The 16437-nt window shown below is 68.0% G+C and carries 18 protein-coding genes; 12 read left to right on the top strand and 6 right to left on the bottom strand.

The window, feature by feature from the left end; translation table 11 throughout:
* Nucleotides 1-142: 142 nt before the first annotated feature.
* Nucleotides 143-664, bottom strand: coding sequence for an alkylhydroperoxidase, AhpD family (gene ahpD / locus U1701_RS11150; protein WP_332782637.1), 522 nt, complete (start codon nucleotides 662-664; stop codon nucleotides 143-145).
* Between the two features lie 136 nt (nucleotides 665-800).
* The gene (locus U1701_RS11145) at nucleotides 801-1346 is read right to left on the bottom strand and encodes a peroxiredoxin (protein ID WP_332782636.1); all 546 of its coding nucleotides are present in this window, start codon (nucleotides 1344-1346) and stop codon (nucleotides 801-803) included.
* Between the two features lie 145 nt (nucleotides 1347-1491).
* Between U1701_RS11145 and U1701_RS11140 the strand changes: the two genes are divergently transcribed.
* Complete coding sequence (locus U1701_RS11140) at nucleotides 1492-2391, top strand: hydrogen peroxide-inducible genes activator (RefSeq protein WP_332782635.1); 900 nt, start codon at nucleotides 1492-1494, stop codon at nucleotides 2389-2391.
* An 84-nt stretch (nucleotides 2392-2475) separates the two neighbouring features.
* Nucleotides 2476-3099, top strand: coding sequence for a fasciclin domain-containing protein (locus tag U1701_RS11135; protein WP_332782634.1), 624 nt, complete (start codon nucleotides 2476-2478; stop codon nucleotides 3097-3099).
* Between the two features lie 128 nt (nucleotides 3100-3227).
* On the opposite strand, the gene U1701_RS11130 is transcribed toward U1701_RS11135, so the two are convergent.
* The 3 genes from U1701_RS11130 to pgsA are packed head-to-tail and all read right to left on the bottom strand — an operon-like array spanning nucleotide 3228 to nucleotide 4479.
* Nucleotides 3228-3671, bottom strand: coding sequence for a molybdenum cofactor biosynthesis protein MoaE (locus tag U1701_RS11130; RefSeq protein WP_332782633.1), 444 nt, complete (start codon nucleotides 3669-3671; stop codon nucleotides 3228-3230).
* The gene (gene moaD / locus U1701_RS11125; RefSeq protein WP_332782632.1) at nucleotides 3668-3925 is read right to left on the bottom strand and encodes a molybdopterin converting factor subunit 1; all 258 of its coding nucleotides are present in this window, start codon (nucleotides 3923-3925) and stop codon (nucleotides 3668-3670) included. Before moaD ends, U1701_RS11130 begins: the two co-directional genes overlap by 4 nt.
* A 2-nt stretch (nucleotides 3926-3927) precedes the next feature.
* Nucleotides 3928-4479 (bottom strand): CDP-diacylglycerol--glycerol-3-phosphate 3-phosphatidyltransferase, encoded by a 552-nt coding sequence (gene pgsA, locus U1701_RS11120; protein ID WP_332782631.1) that lies wholly within the window; start codon nucleotides 4477-4479, stop codon nucleotides 3928-3930.
* A gap of 115 nt (nucleotides 4480-4594) precedes the next feature.
* Here pgsA and U1701_RS11115 point away from each other — a divergent pair, with 115 nt between their 5' ends.
* A complete protein-coding gene (locus U1701_RS11115) occupies nucleotides 4595-5884 on the top strand; it encodes an MFS transporter (RefSeq protein WP_332782630.1) in 1290 nt (429 codons plus the stop codon).
* 18 nt (nucleotides 5885-5902) lie between these two features.
* On the opposite strand, the gene U1701_RS11110 is transcribed toward U1701_RS11115, so the two are convergent.
* Complete coding sequence (locus tag U1701_RS11110; RefSeq protein ID WP_332782629.1) at nucleotides 5903-6070, bottom strand: hypothetical protein; 168 nt, start codon at nucleotides 6068-6070, stop codon at nucleotides 5903-5905.
* A gap of 192 nt (nucleotides 6071-6262) precedes the next feature.
* Between U1701_RS11110 and U1701_RS11105 the strand changes: the two genes are divergently transcribed.
* The 9 genes from U1701_RS11105 to U1701_RS11065 all read left to right on the top strand — a co-directional run bounded on the left by U1701_RS11105 (nucleotide 6263) and on the right by U1701_RS11065 (nucleotide 16434).
* Entirely contained in the window at nucleotides 6263-7381 is a 1119-nt protein-coding gene (locus U1701_RS11105; protein ID WP_332782734.1) for a DUF47 family protein, read from the top strand.
* 147 nt (nucleotides 7382-7528) lie between these two features.
* Nucleotides 7529-8527 carry an inorganic phosphate transporter gene (locus tag U1701_RS11100; RefSeq protein WP_332782628.1) on the top strand — a complete coding sequence of 333 codons (999 nt, stop codon included), beginning with the start codon at nucleotides 7529-7531 and terminating at the stop codon, nucleotides 8525-8527.
* 97 nt (nucleotides 8528-8624) lie between these two features.
* On the top strand, nucleotides 8625-9512 hold the full coding sequence (locus U1701_RS11095; RefSeq protein WP_332782627.1) for an AfsR/SARP family transcriptional regulator: 888 nt from the start codon (nucleotides 8625-8627) through the stop codon (nucleotides 9510-9512).
* 85 nt (nucleotides 9513-9597) lie between these two features.
* On the top strand, nucleotides 9598-9843 hold the full coding sequence (locus tag U1701_RS11090) for a hypothetical protein (RefSeq protein ID WP_332782626.1): 246 nt from the start codon (nucleotides 9598-9600) through the stop codon (nucleotides 9841-9843).
* Nucleotides 9844-9846: 3 nt separating this feature from the next.
* Nucleotides 9847-11160, top strand: a complete 1314-nt coding sequence (locus U1701_RS11085) for a S8 family peptidase (protein WP_332782625.1) — start codon at nucleotides 9847-9849, stop codon at nucleotides 11158-11160.
* A gap of 13 nt (nucleotides 11161-11173) precedes the next feature.
* Nucleotides 11174-13162 (top strand): hypothetical protein, encoded by a 1989-nt coding sequence (locus U1701_RS11080; RefSeq protein ID WP_332782624.1) that lies wholly within the window; start codon nucleotides 11174-11176, stop codon nucleotides 13160-13162.
* Between the two features lie 26 nt (nucleotides 13163-13188).
* Entirely contained in the window at nucleotides 13189-14190 is a 1002-nt protein-coding gene (locus tag U1701_RS11075) for a hypothetical protein (protein WP_332782623.1), read from the top strand.
* A gap of 7 nt (nucleotides 14191-14197) precedes the next feature.
* Nucleotides 14198-16291 carry a hypothetical protein gene (locus U1701_RS11070; protein ID WP_332782622.1) on the top strand — a complete coding sequence of 698 codons (2094 nt, stop codon included), beginning with the start codon at nucleotides 14198-14200 and terminating at the stop codon, nucleotides 16289-16291.
* Nucleotides 16292-16302: 11 nt separating this feature from the next.
* Nucleotides 16303-16434 carry a hypothetical protein gene (locus tag U1701_RS11065; RefSeq protein ID WP_332782621.1) on the top strand — a complete coding sequence of 44 codons (132 nt, stop codon included), beginning with the start codon at nucleotides 16303-16305 and terminating at the stop codon, nucleotides 16432-16434.
* Nucleotides 16435-16437: the final 3 nt, after the last annotated feature.

Here is a 16437-nt window from a genome sequence, read left to right as displayed (position 1 = left end):
GGGGATGGGCGAAGGAATTTCCAGCGCGGCACCCGTAACCCACTGCCGTTCCCCCGCGAAGGCGGGAGTCCAGGGTTACGGGCCGCAACGCTCATGACTCCTGGACTCCCGCCTTCGCGGGAGAACAGAAGCCTGGAGCAGCTCAGTTCACCGCTGCGTGAACCGTCGCGACCGCCTTGATCACCGCGCCGATCCGCACCGCGGTCTGGATCGCGTCGGCGGTGGCGCCAGCCTTTTTCAGGATCTGCTCATGGCTGTCGATGCACATGCCGCAGCCGTTCATCGCCGAGACGGCGAGGCTGAACAGCTCGAAATCGACCTTGTCGATGCCGGGCTGGCCGATCACGTTCATGCGCAGCTTGGCCGGCATGTTGCGATATTCCTGGTTCCCGGCGAGGTGCGTGAAGCGATAATAGACGTTGTTCATCGCCATCACCGCCGCCGCCGCGCGCGCCGCATTGGCCGCCTCGGGGCTGAGCTTGGGCACGCACTCGGCCTCGGCCGCATCGACCAGCGGCTTGTAGCCCGACGCGTGCGCGCAGGACAGGAACAGACCGTATTTGCGCTGGTCGGTGAGCTGCGGCTCACTTAGCAGCGACCCCACGTTGAGGCGGATATCCTTGGCGAAGTCCGGCAGCGTGCCGGCGAATTCCTTGAGCGACATGGTGGGTTCCTAAATCGAAGAAGCAGAAACACGTCACCCCAGCGAAGGCTGGGGTCTCTCCGTTACAGGGAGACCCCAGCCTTCGCTGGGGTGACGGAAAGACGTGGCGCGGGACCGATGCCCCGCGCCGATTGGGTTACGCCGCGAGCTGGAGGACGTCTTCGCCCTTGTTCCAGTTGCACGGGCACAGCTCGTCGGTCTGCAGCGCGTCGAGCACGCGGAGCGTCTCGGCGGGGTTGCGGCCGACGTTCAGGCCATTGACCTGGACCGCCTGGATGACGTTGTCCGGATCGATCGTGAAGGTCGCGCGGAACGCGACATGCTCGTTCTTGTCGAGGATGCCGAGCGCTTCGGCGAGCTTCGCGCCGTTGTCCGCCAGCCACGGGAAGTCGGCGGCGGCGAGGTCGGCGTCCGACTTGCGCCAGGCGAGGTGGACGTGCGCGGTATCGGTCGAAGCGCCGATGAACACCGCGTCGCGATCCTCGAAGTCGCCCTTCAGCTCGCTATAGCCGACGATCTCGGTCGGGCAGACGAAGGTGAAATCCTTGGGCCAGTAGAACAGCACCTTCCACTTGCCGGGATAGGCGGTGGTCAGGTCGAGCGTCTCGCCGGCCGGGAGCGCGCTGGTGCCCTGCTGGACGGGGATGGTCAGCGCGGGGAAGGTGTCGCCGATGGTCAGCATGGTGGGTCTACTGGAATGATGTCGTGCTCCAGGCATCCTCACGGTCGGCGGATAGAATCCGCTCGGCTGTTGTGCACTGCATATAGGCATTTGCGTTATCGATCCAATAGCCTATCTCTCGGTTAATGATCGAGCGAGGCGATTAATGGCGAGCTATCTCCCGACCCTGAAACAGCTGCAATATCTGGTCGCGCTGAAGGACCACGGCCATTTCGGCCGCGCGGCGGAGGCGTGTTTCGTGACCCAGTCGACGCTGTCCGCGGGGCTGCGCGAGCTGGAGACGCTGATCGACGTGGTGCTGGTCGAGCGCACCCGCCGGGTCGTCCGCTTCACCCCGCTCGGCGATCGGTTCGCCGACAAGGCGCGGCGCGTGCTGCGCGAGGCGGAGGAGCTGAGCGACATGGCGCGCGCCGCCGGGCGGCCGCTGTCGGGCGAAATGCGGCTGAGCGTGATCCCGACGATCGCGCCGTTCATGCTGCCGCGCATCCTGCCGCGGATCCGCGAACGCTACCCTGAGCTGCGGCTGTTCCTGCGCGAGGAGCCGACCGGTGCGGCGTGCGAAGGGTTGCACAATGGCCGGGCCGACTGCGTGCTGCTGGCGCTGCCCTATGCCTGCGGCGAGGTTGCGCACCAGACGCTGTTCGAAGACCGGCTGTTCCTCGCCTTCCCGAACGGCGAGATGCCCAACGCGCTGCCCGCGATCGCCGCCGCCGACATCGATGAGACGCGGCTGTTGCTGCTGGAGGACGGGCATTGCCTCAAGGATCATGCGCTCGCCGCGTGCAACCGGCCGGAGATCCGCGCCGAGGCGACGATGCTCGGCACCTCGCTGCACACCATCGTGCAGATGGTCGACAACGGCCTGGGCATCACCATCCTGCCCGAAATGGCGATCAACGCCGGCCTACTCGAAAACACCAAGATCACCGCGCGGCCGCTGGACGAGGTCAATGCGGTGCGCCGGATCGCGCTGGTCTGGCGGCGAGCCTCGCCGCGTGAGAAGGATTTCCAGCTGCTCGCAGAGCTGCTCGCCGAGGCTCAATAGGCAACCCCCCTTGGCAACCTTGCGCGTCGTTAACCGTATGGTATCCGACCCCGCCGCCCCCCACGCCCCTGCCGGAGAATGCGAATGTCGAACAAAACCCTGCTGATCGTCGCCAGCATGCTTGCCCTGGCGGCGTGCAGCCGCGGCAAGGGCGAGATCGAGACCGCCTCGTCGCCCGCGACCGAGACGTCCGGGCGCGACGCCCCCGGTCCGGTTGCTGCCAACCCCGCGGTCGGTGGCGCGCCGATGCTGGCCACGCGGACGATCGTCGCCAACGCCGCCGCGGCGCCGAACCTGTCGACCCTGGTCGCCGCGGTGAACGCCGCCGGGCTCGCGCCGACGTTGTCGGGGCCCGGTCCGTTCACCGTGTTCGCGCCAACCAACGACGCGTTCGGCCGCCTTGCGCCCGGCATGGTCGACACGCTGTTGAAGCCCGAGAATCGCGAGTCGCTGGTGAAGGTGCTCAATTATCACGTGGTTGCCGGCGCGATCACCGCCGAACAGCTGCGCGAGCGGATCATGACCGGCGGCGGTACTGCGACGCTGACCACGGTCGAGGGCGACCCGATCACCGCGACCCTTGTCGGCACGATCATCGCGCTGACCGACGTCAACGGCAACAAGAGCTATGTCGAAACCGCGGACGTGCGCCAGTCGAACGGGATCGTGCATGTGGTGAACGGCGTGATCGTGCCGAAGCTGGGGTAAGGTCGCGCTCCTTATGGTCCCCGGCGAAGGCCGGGGCCCAGTTGGAGAGGCTCCGGTAACGGCGGACCGCGTGTCGTTACCCATTTATCCCAACTGGGCCCCGGCCTTCGCCGGGGAACATCAGGTGATTATTCCGTGCGCCACTTTGCGGCGGCCGCCGCATCCGTCTCGCGCGCCTCGACCCACGTCGCCGCGTCGCCGCGCGTTTCGCGCTTCCAGAACGGGGCGTCGGTCTTCAGCCGGTCGATCAGATACGCGCACGCCTCCAGCGCCGCGCCGCGATGCGGCGCGGTCGCGGCGACGAAGACGATCCGCTCGCCCGGCCCCATCGGCCCGACGCGGTGCACGATCGTCGCGCCCAGCAGGTTCCAGCGCGCCACCGCGGTCTCGGCGACGGTCCGCAGCGCCGCCTCGGTCCCGCCGGGATAATGTTCGAGTTCCAGCGTCTCGACCCCGTCGTCGGCGCGTACCAGGCCGGTGAAGGTCGCGACCGCTCCAGTGCCTGTCGTCTCGGCCAGCGCGATCTCCGCCGCCAGGTCGATCGCCTCGCGCTGTACTGCGACCCGGATCACCCGCCGGTCACCGGCGGGAAGATCGCGATCTCGCGCGCGCCCGCGATCGGGGCGTCCAGCGCCACGAAATTCTGGTCGACCGCCGCGCGCAGCCGCCCGCGCTCGGCAAATGCCCTGGCGTGCGAATCGTCCTGCGCGGCGAGCCAGTCGACCAGTTCGGCCACCGTCGTAACCTCTGCGGGCGGATCGACGCGTTCCTCGGCGATCCCGACGCGCTCGCGCACCCAGGCGAAATAGAGCATCTGCAGCGCCATCGTCAGTCCATGTGCTTGAGGCCGACGCGCAGATAATCCCACCCCGTCAGCAAGGTGAGGACCGCGGCGCCCCAGAGCGCGAGCAGCCCGACCTGACCGATCCAGACCAGATCCGGCAGCGCGCCGCCGAGGATGATTCCGCCGAGCGCGACCAGCTGCAGAGTCGTCTTCCACTTGGCGAGCCGCGAGACCGGCACCGAGACCTGCACCTGCGCCAGGAACTCGCGCAGCCCCGACACCGCGATTTCGCGCAGCAGGATGATCAGCGCGGCGATCACGTGGATCCCGGCGATGTCGCGCGTACCGACCAGGATCAGCACGACCGCCGCGACCATGATCTTGTCGGCGATCGGATCGAGGAAGATGCCCAGCCGCGACACCGCGCCGTTCGCGCGCGCCAGATAGCCGTCGAAATAATCGGTGATGCCCATCAGGCAGTAGAGCGCGAACGCGATGCCGTAGCCGGCGGCCCAGCCGGGCCACCACAGGAATGCGACGAGCAAGGGCACCGCGAGGATCCGCGACAAGGTCAGCAGGTTGGGCAAGGTCCACACGCCCTCCCCCCTATACCGGTCGGCGCCGCCACGGAACCGGTTTAAGCGTTGGCGCACGGCGGGCGCTGCGGTAAGGCTGGTGCCGTCAATCCGCCACGATCGGGCCATTTCTCCTATGCTCAACGCCATGGGGTTGCTGAAGCAACGTCGCTTCCTGCCCCTGTTCACCACGCAGTTCCTCGGCGCGTTCAACGACAATCTGTTCAAGACCTCGATGGTCCTGTTCGCGACCTATGCGATCTTCAACGATCCGAAGGTGGAGGCGAACTTCAACGCGCTGGCGACGGGAATCTCGATCCTGCCGTTCTTCCTGCTGTCGGCGCTCGCGGGGCAATTGGCGGATAGTTTCGACAAGGCGCGGATCATTCGGATCGTGAAGACCGTCGAGATCGGCATCATGCTGCTCGGCGCCACGGGGCTGATGGTGGCACGCGCGGGGCATTCGACGATCGGCCTGTCGCTGATGCTCGGCGCCGTGTTGTGCCTGGGCGTGCATTCGACCTTCTTCGGCCCGATCAAATACGCGATCCTGCCGCAGCATCTGCGTCCCGACGAGGTGCTGGGCGGCACCGGGCTGGTCGAGGCCGGCACCTATCTCGCGATCCTGATGGGCACCGTGCTGGCCGGCTGGATCTCGATCGAGGGCGCCGCCGCCACCGTGATCGTGATCGCGATCGTCGGCTGGTTCGCCGGGCGCCACGTCCCGCCCGCCCCGCGCGAGGGGCCCCAGCTCAAGCTCGACTACAACCCCTTCACCGCATCGTGGCGACTGATCCGTGCGACCCTGCACATCCCGCGGCTGTTCCTGGCGATCTGCGCGATCAGCTTCTTCTGGACGATCGGATCGGTGCTGATCATCGTGTTCCCGCCGCTGGTGAAGAACGTGCTGACCGCCGACGAGCGAGTCGCGAGCTTCGTCATCGCGGTGTTCTCGGTCGGCGTCGCGATCGGCTCGGTCGTCATCAACTCGATGTTGAAGGGGCGCATCTCCGCCAAGTTCGCGCCCGCCTCGGTGATCGCGATGGGGGCGTTCGTGGTGCTGTTCTCGTTCATCGCACGCGCCTGGACGCAGGCGCCGGCGGGCACCTATTACGACTGGGCGGGCTTCATCGCGCAGCCGGGCGCCATCCCGCTGTTGCTGACGCTGCTGGCGATCGCGATCACGGGGGGCATGTTCGTCGTGCCGCTCTACGCCTTCCTGACGACGACCGTCGAAAAGGACCAGACCGCGCGTACCGTCGCGGCGAACAACGTCGTCAATGCCGGCGCGATGACGATCGGCGCGTTCGCGGTACTCGGCATCACCGCTATGGGCGTGACGCCCGAGGACATGCTGTTCCTGGTCGCGGCGATGTGCGTGGTCTCGGCGTGGATCGCGCACAAGCTCCACCGCGCCTGCGACTGATCGCGCCGGGCGCTGGCTTCAGAAGATGAAGCTGTAGAAGCAGGTGAAGAACGCCGCGAAGCTCAGCGCGAACAGCCGCCAGTCCTCGTCATCGCTGCGGCGCGCGGGTGCGACGCCCGGCGGCGGCAACGATCGGCGGAACGGGTGGCGCGCGGCTTCGGTGGTGAGGACGAGGCGTCTGGTCATAGCGAATAGTTAACGCGTCGTTTACGATTCCGGCAGTGCTGAGTTCGGACCGAGCTGTACGGAAATGGGACGATTGCGAGACGTGGTGCGCGGCCCGCGCGCGTCCGAAAACCGCGCACGCGTCATCATGGATCGGTGGCAACCAACCCGCCCAGGCTGTACCGTCGCGCATCACCGGCACGGAATTTCGACATCCAGCAGATTGGCGCACTTCCCTATATCGTCGACGCGGACGGCCGCACGCAGGTGATGCTGATCACGTCGCGCGACACCGGGCGCTGGGTGATCCCCAAGGGCAATCCGATCGCCGGGCTCGCCGCGCACGAGGCGGCGGCGCAGGAAGCCTATGAGGAGGCCGGCATCCGCGGCATCCCTTGCCCCAGCCCGGTCGGCAGCTTCGCCTATGCCAAGAAGCGCCGCACCGGCCGCTTCCGCGAGCGGATCGTGACCGTCTTCCCGCTCGCCTTCGTCGAACAGCTGGCGGAATGGCCCGAGCGGCATCAGCGCGAGACTCGCTGGTTTCCGCTTGATCGCGCGGCGGCGGCGGTGGATGAGCCCGGCCTGAAGGCGCTGATCATGGCTTTTCGCGAACCGCCTGTCCTGGCGCCGTTCGCGCAGCGTGTCCTACCGATCGTGCGCACGAGCGCCAAAAGGAGAATTCCGATGCTGGGCTGGTTCCAGTCTTTGATGCCCAAACAGGGCCGCTTCTTCGAATTGTTCGACGCGCATGCCGCAACGCTGGTCGCGGGCGCCGACGCGCTCGCGCGGCTGCTGCACGGCGAAGGCTCGATCGAGAGCCAGGTGGCCGAGATCGTCAAGCGCGAGCACGAGGCCGACGACATCATCCGCGAGGTCCTGCAGGACGTCCGCCGGGTGTTCGTGACGCCGTTCGACCGCAGCGCGATCACCGATCTGATCGGCGTGATGGACGACGCGATCGACCAGATGAACGGCACCGCCAACGCGATCCTGCTGTACGAAGTCACCGACTTCGCGCCCGAGATGCGCGACATGGCCGGGATCATCGTCGAGGCCGCGCGGCTCACCGCGGAGGCGATCCCGCTGCTCCGCTCGCTCGGGTCGAACGCCGGTCGTCTTCACGATCTCACAGCGCGGCTGATCCAGATCGAGGGCCATGCCGACGACATCCACGACGCCGGGATCAAGGCGCTGTTCCAGGCGTCGAAGGGCGGCGCCGACCCGATGGCGTTCATCGTCGGGCGCGAGATCTATGGCAGCCTGGAAAAGGTGGTCGACCGGTTCGAGGACGTCGCGAACGAAATCCAGGGGCTGGTGATCGATCATGCGTGAGGCGCGGCACGGCGGCACTCCCCTCCCTGGAAGGGAGGGGCGGGGGGTGGGTCGCCCCTCGCGCCGCGACCATTTGCGCCCGGCTTCCACCCACCCCCGCCCCCTCCCTTCCAGGGAGGGGAGTTCGGTCACCCCGGGATCGAGCGCATGATCCTTTCCCTCCCCCTCCTCGTCGCGCTGATCGGCATCGCGCTGATGTTCGATTTCCTCAACGGGCTCCACGACGCCGCGAACTCGATCGCGACCGTGGTCTCCACCCGCGTCCTGAAACCGCAATATGCCGTGCTGTGGGCCGCGTTCTTCAACTTCATCGCGTTCGCGGTGTTCGGCCTCCACGTCGCGCAGACTGTCGGCACCGGCATCGTCCAGGCGCAGGTGATCGACGCGCAAGTGATCTTCGCCGCGCTGATCGGCGCGATCGCGTGGAACGTCATCACCTGGGTGCTCGGCATCCCCAGCAGCAGCAGCCACGCGCTGATCGGCGGCCTGCTCGGCGCGGGCATCGCGAAGATCGGCGTCGGCGCGATCGTGTGGAGCGGCGTGATCAAGACCGTCGTCGCGATCTTCGCCTCGCCCGCGATCGGGCTGATGCTCGCGCTCGTGCTGGTCCTCGCGGTCGCCTGGACCAGCCTGAAACTCACCCCGATCGGCGTCGACAAGCGGTTCCGCAAGCTCCAGCTGATCTCGGCCGCGCTCTATTCACTTGGCCACGGTGGCAACGACGCGCAGAAGACGATGGGGATCATCGCGGTGCTGCTCTATTCGCAGGGCCTGCTCGGTGGCGAGTTCCACGTCCCGCTGTGGGTCGTGCTGTCGTGCCAGGCGGCGATGGCGCTCGGCACGCTGTCGGGCGGCTGGCGGATCGTCCACACCATGGGGTCGAAGATCACTCGCCTGACCCCGGCGCAGGGGTTCTGTGCCGAGACCGGCGGCGCGATCACGCTGTTCGCCGCGACCTTCTGGGGCATCCCGGTATCGTCGACGCACACCATCACCGGCGCGATCGTCGGCGTCGGGGCGGCGCGCCGGCTGTCGGCGGTGCGCTGGAACGTCGCCAGCAACATCATCATCGCCTGGACGCTGACTCTCCCCGCCGCCGCCTTGATCGGCGCATCAACCTATTGGTTCACAGGTTTATTTGTCTAAGACTTGGCACCCGCCCGAATAGACTTAAATTCGACCAGGATCGGGTCTAGTCTTCCGGTCTCGCGACTCGAACTTCGCGCGACGGGGAGGGGAAACCATGGCGACTTGGTCGATCCAGTTGTTCGGCGGCGGCACATTGTCGCTCACGGGCCACGGAGTCCTGGCGATGCCGGAGACATGGTGGTCGGTGATCGGCAGCCTGGTCGCCTCGCCCAACCGCCGCGCCACCCGCTCGAAGCTCGCCGCCGCTATCTGGCCCGAGAAGGACGAACTGGCCGCACGGCGCTGCCTTGCGACCACGCTGTGGCGGTTCAAGACGCGGATGCCCGGCGGCGCGTCGCCGATCCGCCCGAGCGGCGACTTCGTCGCGTTGGCGAGCGACACGCGATTGTGGATCGACGTGCTCGCCTTCGAACGCCGCGCCGCTGCGGCGGTCCACCACCCCGCCAGCCTGGCCGACGCCAGCGTTCGCGCCCGGCTCGCCCGCGCGCTCGCGCTCTATCGCGACGATTTTCTGCGCGAGCATGGCGGCGACGCCATCGCGCTCGAACGCGAACGGCTGCGCACGCTCCATCTCGACGCGACCTATGCGTTGGCGATGGCGGAATCGGCCGCGGCGAACTGGCCCGCGGCGCGGACTTCGCTGCAGCGGCTGGTATCGGCCGAACCGCTCCGCGAAGACGCGCAGCGCCTGCTGATGACGGCTCATGTCGAATGCGGCAATCAGGCGCTCGCGATCCAGCAATTCCATGCCTATGCCGCGTTGCTGGGCGCGGAGCTGGGGGTCGAACCGATGCCGGCCACGCTGGCGCTCGCGGCGCGCATCGGTGCGACCAGCGCGCCGGTGCGGATCGCCCCCGACACGCATGACGACATCGCGCTGCGCGCGACGATGCTGCGCGTGCGGCGCGATCTGATGCGCACGTTGCGCGTCGTCGATCAGGTGCTGGCGGCGCACAATAGACCCATCAATCCCCCGCTGTGACGGCACCGTGATCATCGTGTGATCCGCGCGTGATCGGTCCGGTTGCAAGGTGGTCCGGCGCGGAGTCGCGCGACTGGAGGGCGGCGTGAATGACCCAGGAGCGGGTGACAAGCCGGTGGAGCGCGGAACCGCGCCAGCATCGACCGTCGTGGTCCGCTGGTGGCGCGAAACGTCGCGATCCGGCAACGGCGACCGCGGTTGTTCCGACGGGACGACGCGGGGCACCGTCCGCGACCTCGACGGTCATACGCTCGGCGTGTTCGGCGAATTCGACGCGCTCGTCGCGCTGCTGCGCCGGCTCGTCTGCGACAGCCGCCATCCGCGGGGCTGAGCGATGAAGCAGCATCTCGTCGTCAAGTTGCGCGCGGGGCCTGTGCCGCGGATCGACGCGCCCGCCTGGCGGCGCTTCATCAACGACAAGTCGCGGGTGATCACCGCGTTCACCCCCCGCTTCGACGCGGTGATGCGCGAATCCTCGCTCGGCTTCTGGGTGACGCAGGAATATGAATTGCTCGCGCCCGGCGGCAGCGCGGACGAACGTGCGCACGGGCTTGAACGGACCTACCGCATCATCCTCCAGCAGGATGCCGAGCTGCCGGATACGCTGATCGCGCGCATCGCCGCTCTTCCCGAGGTCGAACAGGCCTTCCCGATCCGCGTGGCCGGCGCCGAGCTGCCCACCCAAGGGCTCGCGTCCCAGGCGTCGCGCGGGGGCGCCGGCGACCTGATCCAACTGCCTTATGCCAAGCTGATGACGCGCGGCCGGCGCGACGTGACCATTGCGGTGCTCGATACCGGGGTCGACATCAACCATCCCGAACTGCGCGACCGGGTCACCAAGCGGATGGATTTCGTCGATCTCAACGGGCTCGACACCAGCGATTTCGTGGGTGATTTTCTCGGGCTCGACGACGTGCCGCAAGACGAGGTCGGACACGGGACGCACGTCTCGGGAATCATCGCCGCACGCGGGCTCAAGATGGACGAGGGCGTCGCGCCCGACTGTTCGTTGATGGCGGTGCGCGTGCTCGCGACGATGGCGAGCCACGGTCGCAAGGTCGGCGCGGGGATCGTCGACAACATCAACGCCGGGATCAAATACGCGGTCGACAACGGCGCCGACGTCATCAACATGAGCCTCGGCATCCGCCACGCGGGCGGCGGCCTGCCGCACGAGGACGTGATCCGCTACGCGCTCGCCAAGGGCGTCACGGTGGTGGCGGCCAGCGGCAACGACGGCACGTCGGAGAAATATTATCCCGGCGCGCTCGATGGCGTCTGGGCGGTCGGCGCGACCGACGAGGATGGCGCGGTCGCCGGCTTCACCTCTTACGGCGCGCGGATCGGTCTCGTCGCGCCGGGCTCCCGGATTTACAGCGCGTTCGCCGATGGCGGCTATGCCACCGCATCGGGCACGTCGCAGGCGGCGCCCTTCGTCTCGGGCGCGGTCGGGCTGATGAAGTCGCTCGCGCGGCAGTTCGGCGCGCGGCTCAGCCATGCCGATCTGACCCGCATCTTCCGCCACAGCTGCGAGCGCAGCGATGGCCGGTTGCGCACCGAACGCGGCGGATACGGCGCGCTCAACCTCGCCGACGCGCTCAAATATCTCGCGCACGAACTCAACGGCCCGAGCTCCATGGCCCGATGATGAAGGACGTTCGATGAACAAGACCCTTCCCCTGACCGATCGCGCATCGGCGTTTCGCCTGCAACGGCTGTCGCTGATGGACGGCAGCTTCGCGACCGCGATCGACGCCGATGTCGACAGGCAGCTCGCGCGGCTCGACGACCTGCTCGGCAAACGCGTGATCCGCATCGAGGCGGACGAGAAGGACGACGAGGAAGGGTCGGGCAACGGCGCGGACACCGCGATCGCGGTCGGCGACGGCACGACGATCGATCGCCTGCTTGCGCGCCCGCTGTTGCCGTGGCGGCCCAAGGCGGAGGTGTTGCAACAGGGCTGGCCCAAGGACAGCCTGGCCGACTTCCTCGCCAAGGCGAAGGACGATCCGGCGCGGATCACCCTGTCGGATTATGTCGACGACCAGGACCCCGAACTCGCCGAGGTCAAATACGACGTCCAGGATCAGCTGACCGCGAGCCGCTGGCGGCTCGGCCCCAACACCCGGGCGGTGATCGACGGACGTGACCATATCCGCGACTATCTGATCGCGCGCGCTTGGCACGTCGCGCGGATCCGCGACGCCGAATCGATGGTCCATTACCTGCTGACCAACCGCGCCGGCGTGAAGGCCGTGATCGATTATGCCACGGTCAGCGCGGCGCGCGCGATCGTCGAGGCACGTAGGCTGAAGGTCCCCGACTATCACGAGGACGGCAAGGCGTTCAGCGAACGGATAAAGGCCAAGGCGCCGTCGTTCGCCAAGGCGGCGTTTGCGGGCGCGGTCGACGAGATCGCGCGCGACCTCATGTACAATGCCGAAGCCGGCAAGCTGATCGACGACGCCAATCTCGGTGTCATCCCCCCGCATATCCGGCTCAAGCTGGTCTCGCTGATCCAGACCTCGCCGGTCCCGATCACGGCAAGCAACGCCAAGTATTTTCTGCCGCATTTCATCAGCCTGGCCTATGATCAGGAGCCCGCTTTGGTCGCCGAGCCGGTCGAGGCGCCGGGCGAGGATCGCGGCTGGCGGGTGCAGTTCCAGGACAGCATCGACCAGGAGGTCGATGTCGACCGCGACGCGGTGCGCTACGCCGCGCAGCTGTTCCACGGGATGGTGCTCGGCGACGAGTTGCAGCTGTTCGATGCGGTCGATTATCTGATCCACAGCCGCATGGTCGTCGGCGGCGGGATGAGCGCGGCGGATCGCGCGGTGCGCGCCGACCTCAAGCTCTACGCGCTGTCGAACAAGTTCCGCGACCTGGCGGCGCCCGGCCAGCCGATCGAGGATCGCACGCGCGCGTCCGAACGGACGATGTTCGCGCGCGCGGTGTTCGATCAGGGTGACGGCGAGCTGATGGAGGGGATGGAGCGCAACGCCGAATTCCGCTCGCTGTGGCAGGTGCTGATGCTCGAAGCCGCGCGCTATCTCGATCGCGCGCAGGAAAGCTACAACCCCGACAGCTTCGTCTCGAAGCAGAACGTCATGCAGGCGGTCGAGGATCTGCAGTATAATCTGTCGACCTACTGCATCGGCTGGCCGCAGGTGGTCGCGCCGGTGGTCGATGCGGAGATCAACTTCGTGCTGACCCGGTTCATGCGCAACCCGGCGGTGGCGCGGCAGATCCTGCCCGCGGGCGGCAGCTGGAAACGGATCGTCGACAAGCTCAACGCCGAGCGGCCCAAGGATGCCAAGAAGCGCGCACCCCGCGCCGCCGCGCTGCTCTATGCCAAGGCGCGGCAGGGCATGGCGATCATCGAGGCGGTCGCCGATTACGACCCCGCGGCGTTCGAGGACGATCGCAGTTTCTCGGCGTTCATCAGCCTGGTCGACGGGTATATCACGACCGAGAGCAAGCTGGCGCCACGCCGCCGCGGGCGCGGATCGGACGAGGATATACCCGATGAGGGCCATGACGACCGGCCGCCGCCGCGGTCCGGGCACGAGAGCGGCGCCACTTACGACGAGGGCGACGGCGCGCATGGCGACCATGACAGCGCCACCGCCGCCGGCGGCTGGGACTTCTGACAGGCCAGGACGAGGAGGCGGAGACCATGCAAGCCTATGCCGAAGCGCCCAGCCGCGACCAGATGCGCGATATGGCGCGCGCACAAACGCGCGAAGTGCTGGCCGAAAGCCAGTCGTTCCTGGCGATGCCCGATCACGAAAAACGCATCGTCTACAACCAGATGGTCGACGACCACATCAACAAGCTGGCACGGCCCTTCGCGACCGACAGCGGCAAGCAGATGGGCTATAAGGGCTATGACCCGGGGTTCCAGGGCGACACCGCGGCGTTCAACGAACTCGTCGACTCGGTCGACTTCCCCGCCTTCGTCGCCGACCTGCTGAAGGCGGTGTTCGACGCCAATCTGAAGGTCATGAAGCAACAGACCGACAGCTTCATCAAGCTGATGAAGGAGGCCGCCAAGCCCGCCGCCGAATTCATCAAGAAAGTGAAGGACGACGACACCTTCGCCAAGCTCGCCGAGAATCGCTCGGACCAGTATAACGTCGTCACCGAGAAGAACGCCGACGGCTCGACCAAGCTCGCGCTGACCGACCCGACCGGCGAGAAGGTCGACATGGAGGATTCGGTCGTCAAGCGCGCGGTGCTCGACGCCAAGATCCAGATGGCGAAGGAACACCGCGCGGCGCTGCGCGAGATCATCCTGATGGGGGTCACGCGACTGGTGGTGCGCAAGGGCACGATCGACGCCAGCGTCGAATTCTCGATCAAGGCGACGCGCGCCTCGACCGCGCACCACGACGATCAGAACATCAACACCGTCAACGCGCAGTTCGATTACGACCCGCCGCTGTTCGGGCTGTTCGGCGGCCCGTCGGGCAGCGTCGCGGTCTCGAACACCAACATCCAGGTCAACACGTCGGACAAGAAGGCGACCGACGATCTGACCGCGGTGCTGAAAGGCGCGGTGAAGATCGAATTCGCCACCGACTATTTCAAGCTCGACAATTTCGCGACGATGTACGCGGATGGCGGCACCGCCGCGCTGAAGCCGGCGGCCGCGGCGCCCGCGTTGCCGGGCAAGTGAGCACGCGATGGCCCTCGCGCTGCTCGATCTCGTCGATACCGAAGACGAGCCCGCTGATTCGGCCAGGGACTCGGCGCGCTATCGGTTCGCGGTCGACACCGGCACCAACACCGAATTCGAGATCCGGATCGGCAGCGGGGTTGTCAGACGGGCGGGCGCCGACTTCGTCGAGCCGGTCAGTTTCGCGACGCCGCCGCGGCGAACCGATGGCAGTCCGATGGGGTCGGCGACCGAACTCGCGGTGGCAGTGGCGCCGGGCACCGACGCGGGCTTTGCGCAATTGTTCAGCTGGAAGGGCGGTCGTCGCGCGACCACCTTTTCCGACGTCGTCGAACTGCCGCGCCGGTTGCCGCCGCGCGGTCGCCCGCGCCCTGACGGCCGTGCGCCCCCCGATCGTGCCCCGCGTCGCGCCGTCGCGCGAACCGCCAGCCTGTCGGTCGATCCGGTGACCGCGCTCGCCCCCGCCGGTGTCCGCACGCTCTCGCGCCGCGACTTCGCGCACCCCAATGCGATCGGGTTCGACACCATCCTCGACGCGGTGCTCAAGATCGCGCAGCCGATCGTCGCCGAAGCGCTCAAATCGCCGCCCACGGGCGCCGCCGCCAGCGACCCCGGCGCGCCGGCCGGGATCGTCGCGCAATTGCTGCGGGCGGTGCTCGGCGCGCTGCCAGGCACGATCCCGGCCCCGCCGCAGGTCGCGGTGACGCACAGCCTCGACGACGCGCGCTTCGGCCCCGGTTTCCGGCGGCCCGAGGTCGCGCAGCCGTTCATCTTCGGGATCGACGACGCACTGATCGGCGCGGCGATCGGTCAGGTCGTGCAGATCCTGCCGCAGCTCGCCAACGCTGCCAACCAAAAGGCCAAGGACCGCCAGGCGGCGACCAACGCGCTGATGACCGAGGCGCTGAAGGGCATCAACCAGCGGCTGATGATGGATCGTATCGTCCAGGCGCAGCACGACGCGCAGGCTGCTGCCGCCGCCGGCCAGCCGACCGTCAGCCCGACCGACCTCGCCGCGCTCGCCGACCTTGCCGCCAAGCTACAGGCGGCGAGCGCAGCCGGAGGCGCCGCCGCGGCGCCGCTGTCGCTGGTCCGCTCACTCGATACGCCGCGGTCCATCGCCGCGCCGGCATCGCGCGCGATCCTGGAGCCGCTGACCGGCACGCCGCTCGGCTGGGCGGGTGGCACCGATCTGCTGTTCGCGCGCAAGGGCCGGATCGCGCTACGCTACCGCCTGACCGTCGGCGCGCCGGCACCGACGCGGCCGCTCGCACGCGCGATCCTGAAGATCGTCCTCGCCGACGAGCGTAACCCCGCGGTGCGCGTCGAGAAGGAGGTCCGGCTCAAGGATCTGCATCCCGGCGCCGAGATCGAGGGCGTGTTCGAGCCCGGCGAGCTCGCGCCGCTGCCCTCGGGCGCGCGACTGACCGCGACCGGCGCGCTCCGCTGGCCAGGCGCGCGCGGCACGCCGGTCGAGGCGCTGGGATCGAGCAAGATCGTGCTGGTCGGCCCCGCTTTCGTCGCAGGCGCACCGGACGAGACCGGGCCCGAACGCGAACCGGTCGATCTGCGGCGCTGGCGGCCGTTCTGGAACAAGCTGTGGGAGGCGCGCGCGGCGGGCGCCCGCGGCGCGCGCTGGAAGCTCGACGTCGCGCTGCGCTACACGGTTGCGATCGATGCCGATCAACGCAACGCGGTGATCGAACCGCGCGTCAAACCGCCCGCCGAGAAGCCCGAAAGCGCCTATGACCTGACCACCGGCCGGATGAAAGCGGGGGTCGAGCTCGGCGTGCCGCGCCTCATCGAACTGCGCCAGCTGTGGGACCTGCACGACGCCCCGCCCCCCGAACAGGTCGAGGCGCTGGGCGACCGTGCGTTCCTGCTCGGGCTGGGCGGCGACTTCACCGATCAGGTCGAACTGTCGGGGAAATCGTCCGAGCGCGGCATGGTGTGGGCGATTCCCGCGCTGCGGCTGTTCGCGGTGCCGCTGGCGCGGGTCACCGCGGCCGATGCGCAGGGCTGCGTCACCGCGGTCGAACCCGCCAAGATCGAGCTGCCGCTGCCGGTCGGCGTGCGGCTGATCGGGCTGCTCTCGTCATGAAGGACTCCGAGATGGACGACGACGACACCGAAGCCCCCGCCGAGCGCGAAGAGGCCGAATATGCGTTCGAGGGATATCGTATCGCCTTCAACCGCCGCGTCGCGCTGACCCCGCCCGCCGCCGCCGCGCCGGCGCTGGGATAGGCC

Source organism: Sphingomonas rhamnosi (genome assembly GCF_036663615.1).
In the GTDB taxonomy this organism is placed as follows: Bacteria; Pseudomonadota; Alphaproteobacteria; order Sphingomonadales; family Sphingomonadaceae; genus Sphingomonas.
The sequence above is the reverse complement of the archived record's forward strand: the minus strand, read 5'-3'. Positions and strand labels throughout refer to the sequence as shown.

Coding starts and splice junctions, on each gene's coding strand:
- U1701_RS11110 (WP_332782629.1), bottom strand. CDS start 6,070: ATGACCAGACGCCTCGTCCTCACCACCGAAGCCGCGCGCCACCCGTTC.
- U1701_RS11065 (WP_332782621.1), top strand. CDS start 16,303: ATGGACGACGACGACACCGAAGCCCCCGCCGAGCGCGAAGAGGCCGAA.
- U1701_RS11115 (WP_332782630.1), top strand. CDS start 4,595: ATGCTCAACGCCATGGGGTTGCTGAAGCAACGTCGCTTCCTGCCCCTG.
- U1701_RS11145 (WP_332782636.1), bottom strand. CDS start 1,346: ATGCTGACCATCGGCGACACCTTCCCCGCGCTGACCATCCCCGTCCAG.
- U1701_RS11080 (WP_332782624.1), top strand. CDS start 11,174: ATGAACAAGACCCTTCCCCTGACCGATCGCGCATCGGCGTTTCGCCTG.
- U1701_RS11100 (WP_332782628.1), top strand. CDS start 7,529: ATGATCCTTTCCCTCCCCCTCCTCGTCGCGCTGATCGGCATCGCGCTG.
- U1701_RS11075 (WP_332782623.1), top strand. CDS start 13,189: ATGCAAGCCTATGCCGAAGCGCCCAGCCGCGACCAGATGCGCGATATG.
- ahpD (WP_332782637.1), bottom strand. CDS start 664: ATGTCGCTCAAGGAATTCGCCGGCACGCTGCCGGACTTCGCCAAGGAT.
- U1701_RS11135 (WP_332782634.1), top strand. CDS start 2,476: ATGTCGAACAAAACCCTGCTGATCGTCGCCAGCATGCTTGCCCTGGCG.
- U1701_RS11095 (WP_332782627.1), top strand. CDS start 8,625: ATGGCGACTTGGTCGATCCAGTTGTTCGGCGGCGGCACATTGTCGCTC.
- U1701_RS11070 (WP_332782622.1), top strand. CDS start 14,198: ATGGCCCTCGCGCTGCTCGATCTCGTCGATACCGAAGACGAGCCCGCT.
- U1701_RS11140 (WP_332782635.1), top strand. CDS start 1,492: ATGGCGAGCTATCTCCCGACCCTGAAACAGCTGCAATATCTGGTCGCG.
- U1701_RS11085 (WP_332782625.1), top strand. CDS start 9,847: ATGAAGCAGCATCTCGTCGTCAAGTTGCGCGCGGGGCCTGTGCCGCGG.
- moaD (WP_332782632.1), bottom strand. CDS start 3,925: ATGGCGCTGCAGATGCTCTATTTCGCCTGGGTGCGCGAGCGCGTCGGG.